Genomic DNA, 14,965 nt, shown 5'->3' with positions numbered 1-14,965 from the left:
GGTTCCCTAGACTGGGTTGATGGCCCGTCCCGTCACGCTGCACGATGTCGCGCGCCGGGCGGGTGTCGGCAAGTCCACCGTTTCCAATGTGCTGTCGTGTTCCGGCCGGGTCTCCGAGGCGACCCGGGAACGGGTCCGCGCGGCGATGGAGGAACTGGGGTACGTCCCGAACCGGGCGGCCCGGCAGTTGCGGGGCGGGCGCACCGGCGTCGTCGGCGTCTACGTTCCGGGCGTGCCGTCCACGTCGGAGTTCTACATGCGGTTCGTCTTCGGCGTCCTGGAACGCGCGGCCGCCCGCGACCGGGACGTCTCGATCCTGACCGCCTCGGAACGCCGGTCGCCCCGCGCGCTCGACGGGGTGATCGTGGCCGATCCGCACCGGGACGACGCGTTCGTGCCGGTCCTGATGCAGGGTGGCATGCCGGTCGTGTGTTTCGAACGGCCCCCGGCCGGGATGCGCGCGGACGTCGTGCTCTGGGCGGACCACCACCGGGCGCTCACCGGGCTGCTGGACCGGACGGCCGGGGCCGGGGCCCGGCGTCCCGCCCTGGTGGTGCCACCGGAGACGGGCGACTGGGCGGCCCAGTTGGCGGCGGCGTACCGGGAGTGGTGCGCCCGGCACGGCGTCGCCCCCGTGGTGGCGCACCATCCGTGGGTGCCGTCGCCGGCGGAGGTGTCCCGGGCGGTCGAGCAGGTGCTCGCCGCGCCGGGGGTGGACGCCCTGGTGTGCGCCTCGGTGGACACCGCGCCGACGGCCGTGCAGGTGCTGCGCCGGCTCGGCCGCCGGGTCGGGCGGGACGTCCTGCTGGCCAGTGCCACCGAGTCGAGCGCGCTGCGGCTGGGCCAGCCGCCGGTCACCGCGCTCGACCTGTCGCCGTTGGACGCCGGCCGCCGCTGCGCCGACCTGCTCGACGACCTGATCGGCGGCGGCCCGGGCGGGGTCTACGAGCATCCGGTCCACCTGTGGTGGCGGGAGTCGACCCGGGGACCGGTCACCGGGTCATCCGTTCCAGGGCCTCCTCCATCCGGTCGCCCGCTTCCACCGGGTTGAGCCCGGCCGCGAGACCGTCCTGGTAGACCTGGTCGAGCAGGGGGCGGAAGCGGGCGTAGCGGCGTTCCCAGTCAGCGGCGTCGGTGCGCCAGTAGCCCACGCAGACGGCGCGGTCGCGGGGCAGCCGGTGCACGGTACGCAGCACGGACCGGGCCTGGCGGCACTCCCCCGCCTCGCCCGCGACCCACACGTAGCCGGGGCCGTCGGGCAGCGTGGTCTCCCGCAGCCGGTCGACGAGGCTGCCCGGGCCCCGGCCGTTACCGACCCCGACCCGTACGTCGACGTGCACGGTGGGGTCGTCGCCGGCGGCGGCGAGCAGGTCCCGGGCGTCGGCCAGGTCCGGCAGGTCCACCAGCACCCGTACCGGGAGGCCGGGGGTACGTTCCGCGACGGCACGGGTCGCGGCGGGCAGCCCGGACAGGTCGGCGGCGAGCACCAGCCAGCGGGTGTCGGCGGGAGGGCGGAACCAGGCGCGGCAGCGCCACAGCAGCAGACCCGCGCCGGTCTCGGCCTGCCGCGCCCAGGACGTGGCGGGGCCGTGGTCGTGCAGGGCGAAGTCGATGGTCAGCCGCGCTCCGACGGGGTCGACGGCGCGGACGGAGTAGTTGCGGCCGATGGGCGGGTGCTGCTCGTCGTGGTAGCCCCACACCTCGCCGCGCAGGGTCATCGGCGGCGGGGCCGACTCGCCGGGACGGGGGAAGTAGAGCGTCACCGACTCGTCCGGCAGGCCCAGGGCGGGGAAGCGGACGAGGTCGGGGCCGCCGAGGACGACCCGTTGCAGGTGCGGGGTCAGCCGCCGTACCTCGTGCACGGTGGCGGTCCAGAAGCCGGGACGGGTGAGTGTGTCGGTCATTTCGCACTGAACTCCGAGTCGGTGGCCGGGTCGCCGTCGACCGCGGTGGCGAGCGCGGGGACGATCTTGTCCAGGACGTAGGGCAGGCTCAGCACGGAGGCGAACGCCAGCGCGCCGTTGGCCTCGGTGCCGAGGAAGACGTCCCGGCGTTGGGTGCGGACGTCCAGCCGGGTGTAGAGCGGGTCGCCGAGCAGGGTGGTCACGCCGGGGTCGGTGGCCGCTTCGGACCAGACGGCGACGTCCACGTCCACCAGGTCGAACCGTTCGCGGCTGATGGTGGCGGACTGGTTGGCGTTCGCGGTGAGGGTGGTGACCTCGGGCGTCATGGTCAGCCCCAGGTCGAGCAGCACCTTCGAGGCGGTGGTCTCGGGGCTGAACAGGTAGTACTGGCCTTCGTAGGTGGAGGCGAACACGGTGCGGGCGCCCTTGAGGCGGGGATGCGCGGCGGCGACCGAGGCGATCCGCTGTTCCAGGTCGGTGACGAGTTTCTCGGCCTCGGCGCTGCGGCCGGTGATCTGACCGGCGGCCCGGGTCATCTGCTGCCAGGTCACCGCCCAACTGCCGTCGCCGGCCGGCTGGGCGACGGTGGGGGCGATCTTGGTGAGCAGGTCGTACTCCTGGCGGGACATGCCGGAGGAGAGGCCGACGATGACGTCGGGGCGTAGCGCGGCGATCTGTTCGTAGTCGAGTTCGGCGCGGGCCAGCACCTCCGGTTTGGCGGTGCCGAGTCGTTCCCGGGCCCACGGCCAGGTCGCGTTCGGCATGTTGCCGTACCAGTCGCGGATCGCCACCGGCACCTCGCCGAGGGCGAGGAAGTAGTCCTGCTCCTTGAGGCCCACCACGACGATCCGTTCGGGCTTGGCGGTGAGGGTGGTCGCGCCGAAGGCGTGGGTGAGGGTGGTGGGGAACGCGGCGTCGGACGATCCGGACGCGGGGTCGGCGGGCTTCGCCCCGTCGGCGGCGCAACCGCCGGCCACCAGCACGGCGAGCACCAGCATGGCGGCGGTCAGGACAGTGCTCAGCCGGCGTGGGCGGGTGTGTGACATGGCATTCGATCCTCAGGAGGGGCAGCGAGAACGACGTTCCCAGTGGCTTAGGGTAGGTTTACCTTAGCCAGTGATGGAACGTTCCACCATGAAGTGAGTCACAGTGTCGGTCGCCACCCCCGCCGGCTTACGCCGCCCCCGCCTGCTCGCCGCCGGGCTGCTCGCCTGCGCGCTCGCCCTACTGGCCGCGATCACCGCCAGCCTCGCCGTCGGCGCACTGCCCCTGACGACCGGCACCGTGCTACGGGAACTCGTCGCCCACGGCGACAGCGAGGCCGGCCTGATCGTCCGGGAGGTCCGACTGCCCCGTACGGCGATCGCGGTCTGCGTCGGCGCGGCCCTGGCCCTGGCCGGCACCCTGATGCAGGCCCTCACCCGCAACCCCCTCGCCGACCCCGGGCTGCTGGGCGTCAACGCCGGAGCCGCCGCAGCCGTGGTCGCCGGCATCCTCGCCGGGGTGAGCAGCCAGCGCGGACACCTGCTGCTCGCCCTGCTCGGCGCGGGCCTCGCCGCCGGCCTGGTCACCGCCATCGGCGGCACCCGGGGCCCGGGCCGGGCCGAGGACGGCCGGCTGGTCCTGGCCGGCGCGGCCGTCGGCGCCTGCCTGACCGGAGCCGTCGCCGGTGTCACCCTGATCGACCAGACCGCATTCGACAGGTACCGCTTCTGGGCCGTCGGCAGCCTCGCCGACCAGCCGCTGTCCGCCCTGCTCACGGCGGCACCGGCGCTGCTCGCCGGCCTGCTCGTCACCGTCGGCGTGATCCGGCCGCTGGACGTGCTGCGCTTCGGCGACGAGGGCGGCACCGCGCTGGGGGTCAGCCCCGGCCGCACCCGGCTGCTCGCGCTGGTCGCCACCACCCTGCTCTGCGGCGGCGCGACCGCCGTGGCCGGCCCCATCGGCTTCCTCGGGCTCGCCGTCCCGCACGCCGCCCGCGCGATCTGCGGCCCCCGGCTCGGGTGGATCGTCGCCTACGCCTGCCTGCTCGGCCCGATCCTGCTGATCACCGCCGACGTGATCGGCCGGCTCCTGGCCCGACCCGGCGAGATCGAGGTCGCGATCGTCATGGGCGCGATCGGCGCGCCCGTGTTCATCGCCCTGGTCCGCGCCCGGAGGATTCCCCGCCCATGACCACCACAGCGACCGGCGCTCCGGGCCGCCGCACCCGCCGCCGGCACACCCGCCACGCCACCCTGGCCTGCCTCGTCGCGCTGACCCTCGGCACCGGGCTGGCCGTCGTCGCCCTGGCCAGCGGCCGGTACGCCACCCCGCCGCACGACCTGTGGCGGGTGCTGACCGGGGGCGGCGACCCCGGTCTGCGGTTCGTCCTGTTCGAGCTGCGGCTGCCCCGGATCGGCACCGCGCTCGCCGTCGGGGCCGCCCTCGGCGCGGCCGGCGCCCTCTTCCAGAGCGCCAGCCGCAACCCCCTCGGCAGCCCCGACATCGTCGGCTTCACCGTCGGTGCCGCCACCGGGGCACTCGTCGTCCTGCTGGTCCTGCACGACACCCGGCTCACCCCCGCCGTGGGCGCGGTGCTCGGCGGCGCCGCCGTCGCCGGGGCGGCCCTGCTGCTCGGCGGGACCGGGCAACGCCTCATCCTCGTCGGGATCGGCCTGTCCGCCCTGCTCACCTCCGTCAACGCGTACCTGCTGACCCGAGCCGAGGTGACCGACGCGCAGAACGCCGCGGTGTGGCTCGTCGGCAGCCTCAACGGCAGCGGTACGCACCTGCCGCTGCTGCTCGGCGCGCTCGCCGCGCTGCTGCCGCCCGCCGTCCTGGCGGCCCGGGGGCTGCGGCTCATCGAGAACGGCGGGGACAAGGCGCTCAGCCTCGGCGTACCCGTACGCCGGCAACGCCTCACCGCGACGGCGCTGGCGGTCGCGCTGACCGCCGTCGGGGTCGCCGGTGCCGGACCGGTCGGCTTCGTCGCCCTGGCCGCCCCCCACCTGGCCCGCCGGCTCACCCGCGTCGCCGCTCCCCTGGTGACCACGAGCGCGGTGTTCGGCGCCGTGCTGCTGCTCGCCGCCGACCAGCTCGCCCAGCGGCTCGTCCCCGGGCAGCAACTGCCCGTCGGCGCGGTGACCGGCGTCGTCGGCGGCGGCTACCTCGCTCTCGTCCTGGCCTGGACCTGGCGAGGCAGGCCCGGGTGAGCCACCGCCCGTCCCGCACCGCACCGCCACCCCGGAGGCAACCATGACCGCCCCGCCCACCATCGAACTGGACTCGGTCACCGTCGGCTACGACCGGCGGACCGTCTGCCGGGACGTCTCCCTGCGGATCACCGAGGGCAGCTTCACCGTCTTCATCGGACCCAACGGGTGCGGCAAGTCGACCCTGCTGCGCACCATCGCCCGGGTGTTGCGGCCCAGCGCGGGCCGGGTGGCCGTGGCCGGCCGCGACGTGCGCGGCTACCGCCGACGACAGTACGCCCGCACCGTGGGGCTGCTCCCCCAGGGCATCGAGGCACCGGCCGGGATGACCGTCACCGACCTGGTGCTGCGCGGACGGCATCCGCACCGGTCGGCGCTGGGCCGCTGGACGGCGCAGGACGAACGGGCGGTCACCGCCGCGTTGGCCGTCACCGGGACCACCGACCTCGGTGACCGGGTGCTGGCGGAACTCTCCGGCGGCCAACGGCAACGGGCCTGGTTGGCCATGCTGCTGGCGCAGGACACCCCGATCCTGCTGCTCGACGAACCGACCACCTACCTCGACATCGCCCACCAGTACGAGGTCCTCGACCTGCTCGCCGACCTGCACGCCGACGGCCGGACCGTGGTCGCCGTCCTGCACGACCTCAACCAGGCGGCCCGCTACGCCACCGACCTGGTGGTGCTGCGCGACGGCCGGGTCACCACGACCGGTCGTCCGTCGGAGGTGCTCACCCCGGACCTCGTCGCCGACGTGTTCGGTTTGCGGTGCCGGATCGTGCCCGATCCGGTGACGGGCACGCCAGCCGTGTTCCCCGAGTCTTCCCGCCAGCACCCGACCGGCCCGGTCACCGACTGGTGACCGACCGGGTAGGCGCGGCCGGGGCGCGTGCCCCGGTCCGGCGTCCGCGCGGGTGACGCGGACGCCGGACGGCTCTACTGCCAGGGGCCGCTGCGGCAGATGAACTGGGTGGTGCCGCTGTACTGGGTGGTACCGCCGTCGACATAGCTGTAGCTGGCGCGTACGGTGCGGCCGAGGTTGCTGGCCGGGCAGGCGGCGAAGAGGGTCGGCCCGGCGGTGGTGAAGGTGCCGACGCTGCCGGAGTACCAGGTGATGCTCCAGGTCGTCGTGCCGGTGCTGCTGCCGTCGCAGTAGAACTGCGACGCGCCGGACTCGCAGAAGGGTGCCGGGGCGGCGGCGAGGGCCGGCGTGGCACCGACCGCCGCGAAGCTCAGGGCGGCAAGGGCGGACGCGGCCAGGACCTTGACGGTGGTACGCATGGAACTCCTCTCAAGGTAACCGAGCGGTGACTCAGCGCTATGCCAGCCTAACCGTCGCATCGACGTAGTCGAATTAGCCGTTCGGTTGGTCGGCCACCCGGGGCGGCCAGCGGTCGTGGTGCACCGCCTCGGCGAGGGGCCGACGTCGCCGCCACCCGTGCCGTTCCAGGTCGGGCACGGCCTCCAGGTGGGTGACCGGCCCGACGCAGAGCCAGGCCACCGGCCGGATACCGGCCGGCACACCCAGCAGGTCGGCCAGGAACGACTCCCGGTAGAAGGAGACCCACCCGACGCCCAGCCCCTCGACGGTGGCGGCGAGCCACAGGTTCTGGATGGCCAGGCAGACCGAGTAGAGGCCGGCGTCGGCGATGGCGTGCCGCCCGAGCACCGCCGGGCCGCCGCGCTGCGGGTCGTACGTGACGACGACCGACAGCGTCGACTCCAGCACCCCGTCGATCTTGATGCGAGCGAACCGTTCGGCCGCCGCACCGTCCAGGGTGGCGGCGAACGTCGCCCGCTCGGCCTGCACGTGCCGGTGGAACCGGCGACGGACAGCCGGGTCCCGCACCAGGATGAAGTCCCACGGCTGGGAGTTGCCGACGCTGGGCGCGGCGTGCGCGGCGTCGAGCACCCGGTGCAGGGTGTCGGCCGGCACCGGCTCCCCGGTGAACTCGGCCCGGACGTCCCGGCGGCGGTGGATGGCGTCGTAGAGTTCCACAGGCAGGCTCCCGCTGCGCTCAGCCCACCCCCGACGGGTGGGCGCTCGACGCGAGGCCGGTCTTCGGACTCCCGGATCGACGCCTACCCGTCCGCCTTCCCAGCCGTACGGCCAGTGGCTGCGCTCCTCGCGCCTGGACGGTCGCTCCCCGGTCACCGCGGCGGGCCCGTGCCGGATTCACACCGGCTTCCCGATTCTCCCCGCTTGCGCGGGGCACCTCGCACGATCGTGCCGCCGCCGATGCTAACCCGCACCACCGACACCGGCCGGCCACGGCCCGGCCCGACCGACAGCGACGCTGCGGGACGACGATCCCGGCTGCGGTGACGGGTGCCGCGGCCCGGGTCGGTCACCGTCCGATGCTGGCGTACTCGCAGACCGCCGCCGGAAAGCCGCCCGCGCCGAAGCGCAGCTCGACGACGTGCCCGTGGGTGGTCTCGGTGACCGCCGGTGTGATCGACTGACCGGCCCGGGCCGGTCGCAGGTACCAGCACCGGATCGTGTCGGTGCGGCCGGGTGGCACCCCCACGTCGGCCAGCGCGTTCTCGCCGCGCTCCAGGTAGCACGCGAAGAAGACGTGGTCGTTCAGGTCCGTCTCGCGGTCGCTGAAGGTGAAACCCGCCGTCTCGGTTCCGCCGCTGCGAGGTCGGCGCGGCAGCTCCGGCAGGAGAGGCGACCCGCCGCCGAAGCCCGGGGGCGCCTCGGTGCGCGGGGTGGGTCGTGCCCCGGTGCCGGCGTCCAGCCAGGTCCACCGGCTGGTCCACACCGCCACCACGGTCCCGTCGGCGGCGCGCAGGGTCAGCTCGTCGTGCCCGCCGTACCAGCCACGCCGGTCGGGGCCGAGGGTGACGGCCAGTTCGGCGTCGAGCGGCGCTCCGGGAAGCACCCGCACCGGCGGGGTGTACGCCTGCACGTACCGCACCACGGCGCGGACCCGGTGCCGCTCGAAGTAGGACCAGCGGTCGAGGCCGGCCATCTCCTGCCACCAGCCGGCGGAGACCTCGTCGAGGAGGTGCACCAGGTGGGTCGGTTTCAGGGTGCCGCGCTGGGTGATGGCCGGATAGCGCGCCTCGGTGCCCGCGCGGTACACCCTGGACCCGACGGTCACGGCAGCGGTCCCTGCGCCCGGGGTCGGCCGGGCCGCAGCGGTTTGATGGTGGTGCCCACCGTGGGCGGCCGGGTCCGGCCCCCGCAGTGGTGTACCGCCATCGGACCCTCCGCCCGGCAGGCGCAGGGCAACACCCGGTTGAGGCTGGAGCCGATGCAGAACTCCTCGAAGGCGGTCCGGTCGCCGGGGAGCAGGCGGGCCAGCAGCGCCATCACCGGATCCACCGCCTTGATCCGGCCGTCGTCGTCGCGTACCTCCAGCCAGGCATGGTCGAGGTCCATCATGCCGATCAGCCAACCCCCCCGGGCGTACGCCTCGTACCCCATCGCCCGGCACTCCCGTTCGAGGTACAGGCTGGCGGAGACGCAGTTGACCACCCCGTTGGCGAGCGTGTCGTCCGGGTCGACCTGCCAACCCGCCGGCAGCATCTGGAAACGGGGCCCGCCGTGCCGGATGTCGGCGAAGAGCCGGGCCAGCCGGGGGGAGACGATCCGGTCCGCCCGGCCCGCGATGACCAGGTCCAGTTCGACGGCGACCTGGTCGGGTACGGGCGGGAGCCGTACCTCGTCGTCGGTCAGGGTCACCGGCCCGGCGGCGCTGGCCCAGCCGGAGGCCGCGCCACCGGTCAGCTCCGGAACCGGTCGGTGCAGCAGCCAGCCGGGGTCCGTGCCGCATCCGCCGTCCGGGCACCTCAGGGTCGCGGTCATCCGCCACGACCTCGGTTCGGTCCAGGTGGCGGCGGGCTTGAGGGAGAACCGGAAGGCGAACTCCCAGCCGATCTCCGGCAGGCTGTTCCCGCTGCCCGAGTAGAGACCGAGGTTGATGAGGTCGTAGTGGCAGAACCGCCGTTCGTCGCCCTCGCCGGTGACCGGCAGACCGGCCTCGACCAGCAGTTCCAGTGTCTCGGCGGGGCAACGCAGCAGCCCCAGCGCGCCCGCCCGGTCGATGGTGGCCTCGCGGTGGGCCGGCGGGACGAGGGTGATCCGGCGCAGCGCGGCGAGCCACCTGTCGGTCTGCGCCGTGGTGACGGTGCTCACCGCGGCCCCGCTGCCGGCTCGGCGGAGTCGTAGAGCACCTCGCCGGGGAGGGAGCCGTCCGTGGCGGCCCGGAACATGGGCCGCCGTCGTGGTTTGCCGCTGGTGGTACGCGCCACGGCGGGCGCGGGCACGCTGAGCACCCGGATCCGTACGCCGGGGCCGCCCTCCCGGCCGAGTATCCGCGCGACCTCCGCGGCCCACGGACCCGGCCGCTGCCGGATCAGCGCGTGCAGTACGGGTGTGTGGCCGGCGGAGCCGGCCAGCACCACGACCCGTTCCGGGGAGAGGCCGTCGACGCCGGCGAGGCGGGCCTCCAGGTCCTCCGCGTAGAGGTTGCGTCCGCGTACCTTGAGGCTGTCGCCGGCCCGACCGAGGACGAACAGTTGGCCGTCGTGGAGGAAGCCGTGGTCGCCGGTGCGCAGCCGGCCTCCGGCGAAGGTGGCGTCAGGTGCGTCGGGCCCGTGGTATCCGGCGGCCACTGACCGGCCGGTCAGCGCGATCTCCCCGACGACGTCGGGCGGCAGCGGCCTGCCCTCGTCGTCGACGACGCTCACCGCGACGCCGTCGCGGGCACCGCCGCAGCCGACCAACCAGTCGTCGTCGGCCGACGGGTCGGTTCCGACCTCCTCGACGGCGGTCACCTCGACCGGCTCGCCGGGGCGCAGCTCGCCGGCGACCCGCAGCGCCACCGGTGGTGGGGCCAGGTGCAGGCCGGTCGCCACGAGGGTGTTCTCGGCCAGCCCGTACGCGGGCAGGAAGGCGCGGGTGCGGAACCCGTACGGGCCGAGCAGCGCCGAGAACGACTCCAGGGTGCCCCGGCTGACCCGTTCGGCGCCGACGATCGCGGCCCGCCAGCCGCTGAAGTCCATCCCGGCCAGCTCGTCCGGGCCGATCCGCCGGGCGGCGTAGGCGTAGCCGAAGGTGGGTGCGGCGGTCAGCGTCGCGCCCTGCTCGCCGAAGCAGGACAGCCAGCGTCGGGGCGAGCGGATGAACTGGTCAGGTCGCATGGCGAGGATGTCGCTCTGGTTGAGCACCGGGGCCAACGTGCAGCCGATCAGCCCCATGTCGTGGTAGGTGGGCAGCCAGGTGGCGGTCACGTCCGCGGCACCCATGTCGAGCCAGCGGCGGATCGCGGTGATGTTGGCCAGGAGGTTGTCGGCGCGGATCGCGACCGCCCGGGGGTGGCCTGACGATCCGGAGGTGAACTGGACCAGCGCCACCTCGTCCCCGGCCGGTGGCGTCGGGTGGTCGGCGGCGGTCGCGCCGGGACGGCCCGGCCGGTCGGTGCCCGGGTCGCCGGGAACGGTCAGCACGGTCACCGCCAGACCGGCGGCGGCTGCGGCGCCGCGGGCGGTCCCGGCCAGGTGCGGGTCGACCAGCACGGTGCGGGTGCCGGCCACCCGCATCAGGTGGGTCAGCTGCCCCGGGTACGCCGCACCCGCGCCGAGCCCGGCGGGCGGCGGCACCGGGTTGACCACCCCGCCGGCCGCCAGCACTCCGAAGAAACCGGCCAGGAACGTCTCCGGTGACACCAGCAGGAGCGAAACCACCTCACCCCGGCGCAGTCCCGTGCCGCGCAGCAGTCCGGCCACGTCCAGTGCGGCGGCGGCGAGCGCGGGGAAGTCGTGCCGGGCCCAACCGGCGTCGTCGGTGGCCACCCGTATTCCGTGGCCGGTACGCGGCTCGGTGAGCCAGCCGGTCAGGCTCATGGCGTCGTCATCCGGCTGCCTGACTGACCAGCGCCACCACGTCGGCGACCGTGACGACGTCCATCGCCTCGTCGTCGGAGATCGGGGGCAGGTCGAACCGCCGCTCCAACGCGACGGCCAGTTCGATGAGCGTGAGCGAGTCGAAGTGCAGGTCCTCGACGAGTCGCTGGCCGTCGGTGACGTCCCCGGCCGGCTGGGGTGCCATGCTGGCCACCAGTTGGCGGACCGTCACCTCGACGGGCTCTGCCATCGGACTTTCTCCTTCTTCCTCAGTTCAGGCTCCGGTTTCCTCAGCTCAGGCTCCGGTTTCCTCAGTTCAGGCTCCGGATCGGATGTGGCACGCCGTGCCGGTTCTCGTAGTCGGCGACGGCCCGCTCCTCGGCGGCCCGCCACACCTCGGTGACCTGTGCGTCGACGTCGTCGAGACCGGCGGCGCGCACGCGGCGCAGCAGCGCGTCCCGGGCGGTGTCCCACTGGTCGCGCAGTTGCCGGCCCCGGGCCCGGACCACCATCGGCAGCGCCGACGGGTTGCGCCGCTCCGGTCCGACCAGCACGTGCACCACGTACGGGACGGCGTCGAGGACCCGGTCGCCGACGAGCTGCCGGCGGCCGTTGTCCACCGCGTGGCGCATCGCCCAGACGCCGAAGCCGACGTGCCGGGACTCGTCGCGGATCACGTTGCGCAGTCCCTCGGCCAGCACGGGCAGTTGCCCGCAGCGGCGGACCGCTTCGGCCACCGAGCGCAGCACGACCAGCGCGAGCGCCCCCTCGGCCACCACGTGGTAGGTGGTCACCGCGGCGTACCAGGCGTCGCGGTCGTCCGGGTCACGCCGTACGTGTTCGGTCTGTTCCAGCAGGTAGGCGTCGAACAGTTCCACCGTGGCGGCGGAGGCCTCCGCGCGGCACCGTCGCGCGTACGCGTCGGGTGGCTCGGTGGCCCCTTCCACCGCCCGGAGGTAGCCCAGGAAGAAGATGCTGTGCCGGCTCTCGTCCACGAGCTGGCTGGAGAGGTAGAACTGGGCGGCCTGGGTGGGGGCCGCGTACACCAGGGGGGTCAGCAGTCGGGCGACGGCGACCTCGCCGACGGCGAGTTCGACGAGGGCGGCCTTGAGTTCCTGGTAGAGGAAGGGTCGCAGCGCCTGCCACGCCGGGCGGTCGGCGGCCATCGGCAGGTCCTGGGTGGACCAGTTCTGCCGCTCCCAGCGCAGGTACAGGCTCTCGGGGGTGGTCTCCCGGTCGTCGATGAGCTGTTCGTCGAGGACGGCCGTCACCGTGGGACTCCTTTCCCGTGGCGGCCCTGCGTCACGGGCCGCACCGGTGGCAACCGGCGGTGGGATCGACCGGAGGAACGGCACCGACCAGTGATCACCTAGAGAATCGGCGAGCGGATGCCGGGTGTCAAGCAGGGCTCTGCGGCACTGTCCGAACAGGAGCGCGGTGGCGACTTCCCGGTGCCCCGACCGTGAAACTCCGCGTCCTCTTCCGGCAACGGGCGTGTGGTAGAAAGGCAGGAATTTTCGTCGGCGGCGCCGACTACGAGGTTGCGGAGGGGAAGCCCGACATGGGGGTACGCGCCGTGGCACGGGCGAGCCTCGTCGATCTCGTCCGCGAACAGGCCCACCGTGACGCGTCGGGCGTGGCGGTGGTCGACGACAGCGGCGTGCTGACCTACGGCGACCTCGATCGGGAGAGCAGCCGCCTGGCTCACGTCCTGGCGTCCCGTGGGCTGCGGCCGGGCGACCGGGTCGTCCTGCTGCTCCCCCGGTCCGCCGCAGCGATCTGCGCCATCTTCGCGGTGTTGAAGTGCCGTGGCGTCTACGTCCCGCTGGACACCGCCAGCCCACCGGCCCGGCTGCGGCCCCGGATCGTCGCGGCCGAGCCCCGGTTGATGATCGGGGACGCCGGCACCCACCGTCTGCTCCGGCGGTGCTGGGACGGTCCGTCGGCCGTGACGGTCTGGCTCACCGACCCACCGCCGGACGCGCGGCGACCGGCGGACGTCCTGCCGGCCGAGGTTTCCGCCGCACCGGCCACGCCACCGGCCGCCGAACCGGCCCCCACCGACCTCGCGTACCTGCTCTTCACCTCGGGTTCGACAGGGACGCCGAAGGGGGTGCCGATCACGCATGACAGCGTGCTGAGTCTCGCCTCCTGGGCGCGGGAGCACTTCCGACTGACCAGCGCGGACCGGCTCTCCTGCCACTCGGCGCTGTCGTTCGACTTCTCCGTGCTCGACGTCTACTCGGCGGTGGCGGCCGGCGCGTCGCTGCACCTGGTCCCGGCGCACTACAACCTCGTACCCGACCTGCTGGCGCGGTTCATCCGTGAGTCGCGGCTGACCCAGTGGTCGTCCGTGCCGTCGGTCCTGATGGCGATGGCCGGCCGTGGCGTGGTGCGGGACATGCCGGAACTGCGCCGGGTGGTCTGGTGCGGGGACGTCTTTCCGGTCGACGGGCTGCGCCACTGGATGGCGAACCTGCCACACGTCCGGTTCACCAACCTCTACGGGCCCACCGAGACAACCGTCGCGAGCAGCTACCACGACGTCGGGTCGACGCCGGCGCCGGGCGCCGACGTGCCGATCGGCACCCCGCTGCCCGGTGAACGCCTGGGGGTGTTCGACGAACACCGGCGGCCGGTGCCGACCGGCGTGGTCGGTGACCTGCACATCGCCGGGGTCGGGCTCAGCCCGGGATACTGGCGGAGCCCGGCGGAGACGGCGGCGGCGTTCGGCACCGTCGAGGGGGACGACGCCACCCGCTGGTACCGCACCGGGGACCGGGCCAGCATCGACGAGCAGGGGCTCGCCCACTTCCACGGTCGCGGCGACCGGCAGATCAAGTCCCGCGGGTACCGCATCGAACTCGACGAGATCGCCCGGGTGGCACGGCAGCTGCCGGAGTTCGCCGACGTGGCGGTCGTGGCGGTGGACTCCCCCGAGGCCGCCGGGCGCGAGATCGGCCTCGCCTACGTGGCCTCCGGCGGCCGGCCACCCGACCACGCGGCGGTACGGTCCGAACTGGCCCGGACGTTACCCCCGTACATGTTGCCGACGCGCTGGCTGGCGGTGGAGGCGATCGACACGAACGGCAACGGCAAGGTCGACTATCCGGCGCTGACCCGACGGTTCCTCGACCAGGCCGACGCGGCCCCGCCCGGAACGGAGACCTAGATGTCGTCACCCACCACCTGGCCGGCGTCGTTCGAGGCGATCCTGCGCCGTTACCTGGCGGCGCTCCGCGTGGACGAGGACATCCCGGCGGAGCCGCTCGTCGACCTGGGCCTGGACTCGTTGCGGGCGACGGCGCTGCTGGCGGAGCTGGAGCAGGAGTTCGGTGTCGACTTCGGCGACGAGGTGCTCGACCCCGCGTTGTTCTCCAGCGCCGCCCACATGTGGGCGGTGGTCCAGGAGCTGACGGACGATCCCTTGTCGCACGCCCCACAGTGACCGGTCGCGGTGGCCGGCTGCGGTGTGGTCGCCGCCGTCCGGTCGCGCGCCGAACCGCCGGGCGGTCCTTCACCGCGCGCTCTTCCCTCGTCAGCGCGGCCGGCCCCCGATGATCGAGAGCATGCCGGGATGATCCGACGCGGGGCGAAACTGGCGTACGCGTTCGCCGAGGCCACCGTCCCGCGCATCACCCTGGTGCTGCGCAAAGCGTACGGCGGCGGCTACGGTGTCATGGGCTCCGAACATCTCGGTGCCGACATGAACTTCGCCTGGCCCACCGCGGAGATCGCCGTAATGGGTGCCCCTGCCGCAGTTGACATCCTGCACCGCGCGGAACTCGCCACCGCGGCTGAGCCGGAACAGGCCCGGGCCAAGCTGATGGAGGACTACCAGGCGAAGTACGGCTCGCCGTACCTGGCCGCCGAACGCGGCTTCATCGACGCCGTCATCCCGCCGGCGGACTCCCGCAGGCAGATAGCGGCCGCCCTGCGCCTGCTCAGCCGGAGGCCGCTGGCAGAACGGACCGCGAAGCACGGCAACATTCCGCTCTAGCCCGGGATCTGTCC

General features: G+C 73.8%; 16 protein-coding genes and 1 riboswitch. Of the genes, 7 read left to right on the top strand and 9 right to left on the bottom strand.

Annotation, left to right across the window (positions count from 1 at the left end; translation table 11 throughout):
- Nucleotides 1-19: 19 nt before the first annotated feature.
- The gene (locus tag ACN260_RS09425) at nucleotides 20-1,051 is read left to right on the top strand and encodes a LacI family DNA-binding transcriptional regulator (RefSeq protein WP_422755579.1); all 1,032 of its coding nucleotides are present in this window, start codon (nucleotides 20-22) and stop codon (nucleotides 1,049-1,051) included.
- Here the strand turns inward: ACN260_RS09425 and ACN260_RS09420 are convergent.
- Together ACN260_RS09420 and ACN260_RS09415 are read right to left on the bottom strand one after the other, a co-directional pair.
- Complete coding sequence (locus ACN260_RS09420; RefSeq protein ID WP_422755578.1) at nucleotides 993-1,904, bottom strand: siderophore-interacting protein; 912 nt, start codon at nucleotides 1,902-1,904, stop codon at nucleotides 993-995. The genes ACN260_RS09425 and ACN260_RS09420 overlap by 59 nt on opposite strands.
- The gene (locus tag ACN260_RS09415) at nucleotides 1,901-2,950 is read right to left on the bottom strand and encodes an ABC transporter substrate-binding protein (RefSeq protein ID WP_422755577.1); all 1,050 of its coding nucleotides are present in this window, start codon (nucleotides 2,948-2,950) and stop codon (nucleotides 1,901-1,903) included. Before ACN260_RS09415 ends, ACN260_RS09420 begins: the two co-directional genes overlap by 4 nt.
- Before the next feature lie 103 nt (nucleotides 2,951-3,053).
- On the opposite strand from ACN260_RS09415, the gene ACN260_RS09410 reads away from it, so the two are divergent.
- From ACN260_RS09410 to ACN260_RS09400, 3 genes are read left to right on the top strand one after another with little or no spacing between them, the layout of a single operon-like run.
- Nucleotides 3,054-4,079 carry a FecCD family ABC transporter permease gene (locus ACN260_RS09410; protein ID WP_422755576.1) on the top strand — a complete coding sequence of 342 codons (1,026 nt, stop codon included), beginning with the start codon at nucleotides 3,054-3,056 and terminating at the stop codon, nucleotides 4,077-4,079.
- Nucleotides 4,076-5,098 carry a FecCD family ABC transporter permease gene (locus ACN260_RS09405; protein ID WP_422755575.1) on the top strand — a complete coding sequence of 341 codons (1,023 nt, stop codon included), beginning with the start codon at nucleotides 4,076-4,078 and terminating at the stop codon, nucleotides 5,096-5,098. The genes ACN260_RS09410 and ACN260_RS09405 overlap by 4 nt, the downstream gene beginning before the upstream one ends.
- A gap of 43 nt (nucleotides 5,099-5,141) precedes the next feature.
- On the top strand, nucleotides 5,142-5,960 hold the full coding sequence (locus ACN260_RS09400) for an ABC transporter ATP-binding protein (RefSeq protein WP_422755574.1): 819 nt from the start codon (nucleotides 5,142-5,144) through the stop codon (nucleotides 5,958-5,960).
- Between the two features lie 74 nt (nucleotides 5,961-6,034).
- Here the strand turns inward: ACN260_RS09400 and ACN260_RS09395 are convergent, their stop codons facing one another.
- The 7 genes from ACN260_RS09395 to ACN260_RS09365 form a co-directional block, all read right to left on the bottom strand.
- Nucleotides 6,035-6,379: a hypothetical protein gene (locus ACN260_RS09395; RefSeq protein ID WP_422755573.1), complete on the bottom strand. Its 345-nt coding sequence runs from the start codon at nucleotides 6,377-6,379 to the stop codon at nucleotides 6,035-6,037.
- 73 nt (nucleotides 6,380-6,452) lie between these two features.
- On the bottom strand, nucleotides 6,453-7,097 hold the full coding sequence (gene bluB / locus ACN260_RS09390; RefSeq protein ID WP_422755572.1) for a 5,6-dimethylbenzimidazole synthase: 645 nt from the start codon (nucleotides 7,095-7,097) through the stop codon (nucleotides 6,453-6,455).
- Between the two features lie 37 nt (nucleotides 7,098-7,134).
- A riboswitch (cobalamin riboswitch) is annotated at nucleotides 7,135-7,328 on the bottom strand.
- A 118-nt stretch (nucleotides 7,329-7,446) separates the two neighbouring features.
- On the bottom strand, nucleotides 7,447-8,205 hold the full coding sequence (locus ACN260_RS09385) for a hypothetical protein (protein ID WP_422755571.1): 759 nt from the start codon (nucleotides 8,203-8,205) through the stop codon (nucleotides 7,447-7,449).
- Complete coding sequence (locus tag ACN260_RS09380; RefSeq protein WP_422755570.1) at nucleotides 8,202-9,242, bottom strand: hypothetical protein; 1,041 nt, start codon at nucleotides 9,240-9,242, stop codon at nucleotides 8,202-8,204. Before ACN260_RS09380 ends, ACN260_RS09385 begins: the two co-directional genes overlap by 4 nt.
- Nucleotides 9,239-10,951 (bottom strand): AMP-binding protein, encoded by a 1,713-nt coding sequence (locus tag ACN260_RS09375; protein ID WP_422755569.1) that lies wholly within the window; start codon nucleotides 10,949-10,951, stop codon nucleotides 9,239-9,241. The genes ACN260_RS09380 and ACN260_RS09375 overlap by 4 nt, the downstream gene beginning before the upstream one ends.
- Nucleotides 10,952-10,958: 7 nt before the next feature.
- Nucleotides 10,959-11,201 (bottom strand): acyl carrier protein, encoded by a 243-nt coding sequence (locus ACN260_RS09370; RefSeq protein ID WP_422755568.1) that lies wholly within the window; start codon nucleotides 11,199-11,201, stop codon nucleotides 10,959-10,961.
- 61 nt (nucleotides 11,202-11,262) lie between these two features.
- The gene (locus ACN260_RS09365) at nucleotides 11,263-12,222 is read right to left on the bottom strand and encodes a hypothetical protein (protein WP_422755567.1); all 960 of its coding nucleotides are present in this window, start codon (nucleotides 12,220-12,222) and stop codon (nucleotides 11,263-11,265) included.
- Between the two features lie 290 nt (nucleotides 12,223-12,512).
- Between ACN260_RS09365 and ACN260_RS09360 the strand changes: the two genes are divergently transcribed.
- Genes ACN260_RS09360 through ACN260_RS09350 form a run of 3 tightly spaced genes read left to right on the top strand, consistent with a single transcriptional unit; the run spans nucleotide 12,513 to nucleotide 14,951 of the window.
- Nucleotides 12,513-14,123, top strand: a complete 1,611-nt coding sequence (locus ACN260_RS09360; RefSeq protein WP_422755566.1) for an amino acid adenylation domain-containing protein — start codon at nucleotides 12,513-12,515, stop codon at nucleotides 14,121-14,123.
- Complete coding sequence (locus tag ACN260_RS09355) at nucleotides 14,124-14,399, top strand: acyl carrier protein (RefSeq protein ID WP_422755565.1); 276 nt, start codon at nucleotides 14,124-14,126, stop codon at nucleotides 14,397-14,399.
- Nucleotides 14,400-14,408: 9 nt separating this feature from the next.
- Nucleotides 14,409-14,951, top strand: coding sequence for a carboxyl transferase domain-containing protein (locus ACN260_RS09350; protein ID WP_422755564.1), 543 nt, complete (start codon nucleotides 14,409-14,411; stop codon nucleotides 14,949-14,951).
- The last annotated feature ends 14 nt before the right edge of the window (nucleotides 14,952-14,965 follow it).

It is taken from the genome of Micromonospora sp. WMMD708 (assembly GCF_049315245.1).
Taxonomy (GTDB): domain Bacteria; phylum Actinomycetota; class Actinomycetes; order Mycobacteriales; family Micromonosporaceae; genus Micromonospora; species Micromonospora wenchangensis.
Note: the sequence above shows the minus strand (reverse complement) of the source record. Positions and strands in the feature narration are given on the sequence as shown.

Excerpts from the sequence above, each read along its gene's own strand:
- ACN260_RS09425 (WP_422755579.1), top strand. The coding sequence starts at position 20 with ATGGCCCGTCCCGTCACGCTGCACGATGTCGCGCGCCGGGCGGGTGTC.
- ACN260_RS09420 (WP_422755578.1), bottom strand. The coding sequence starts at position 1,904 with ATGACCGACACACTCACCCGTCCCGGCTTCTGGACCGCCACCGTGCAC.
- ACN260_RS09415 (WP_422755577.1), bottom strand. The coding sequence starts at position 2,950 with ATGTCACACACCCGCCCACGCCGGCTGAGCACTGTCCTGACCGCCGCC.
- ACN260_RS09405 (WP_422755575.1), top strand. The coding sequence starts at position 4,076 with ATGACCACCACAGCGACCGGCGCTCCGGGCCGCCGCACCCGCCGCCGG.
- ACN260_RS09400 (WP_422755574.1), top strand. The coding sequence starts at position 5,142 with ATGACCGCCCCGCCCACCATCGAACTGGACTCGGTCACCGTCGGCTAC.
- ACN260_RS09395 (WP_422755573.1), bottom strand. The coding sequence starts at position 6,379 with ATGCGTACCACCGTCAAGGTCCTGGCCGCGTCCGCCCTTGCCGCCCTG.
- ACN260_RS09375 (WP_422755569.1), bottom strand. The coding sequence starts at position 10,951 with ATGAGCCTGACCGGCTGGCTCACCGAGCCGCGTACCGGCCACGGAATA.
- ACN260_RS09370 (WP_422755568.1), bottom strand. The coding sequence starts at position 11,201 with ATGGCAGAGCCCGTCGAGGTGACGGTCCGCCAACTGGTGGCCAGCATG.
- ACN260_RS09360 (WP_422755566.1), top strand. The coding sequence starts at position 12,513 with ATGGGGGTACGCGCCGTGGCACGGGCGAGCCTCGTCGATCTCGTCCGC.
- ACN260_RS09355 (WP_422755565.1), top strand. The coding sequence starts at position 14,124 with ATGTCGTCACCCACCACCTGGCCGGCGTCGTTCGAGGCGATCCTGCGC.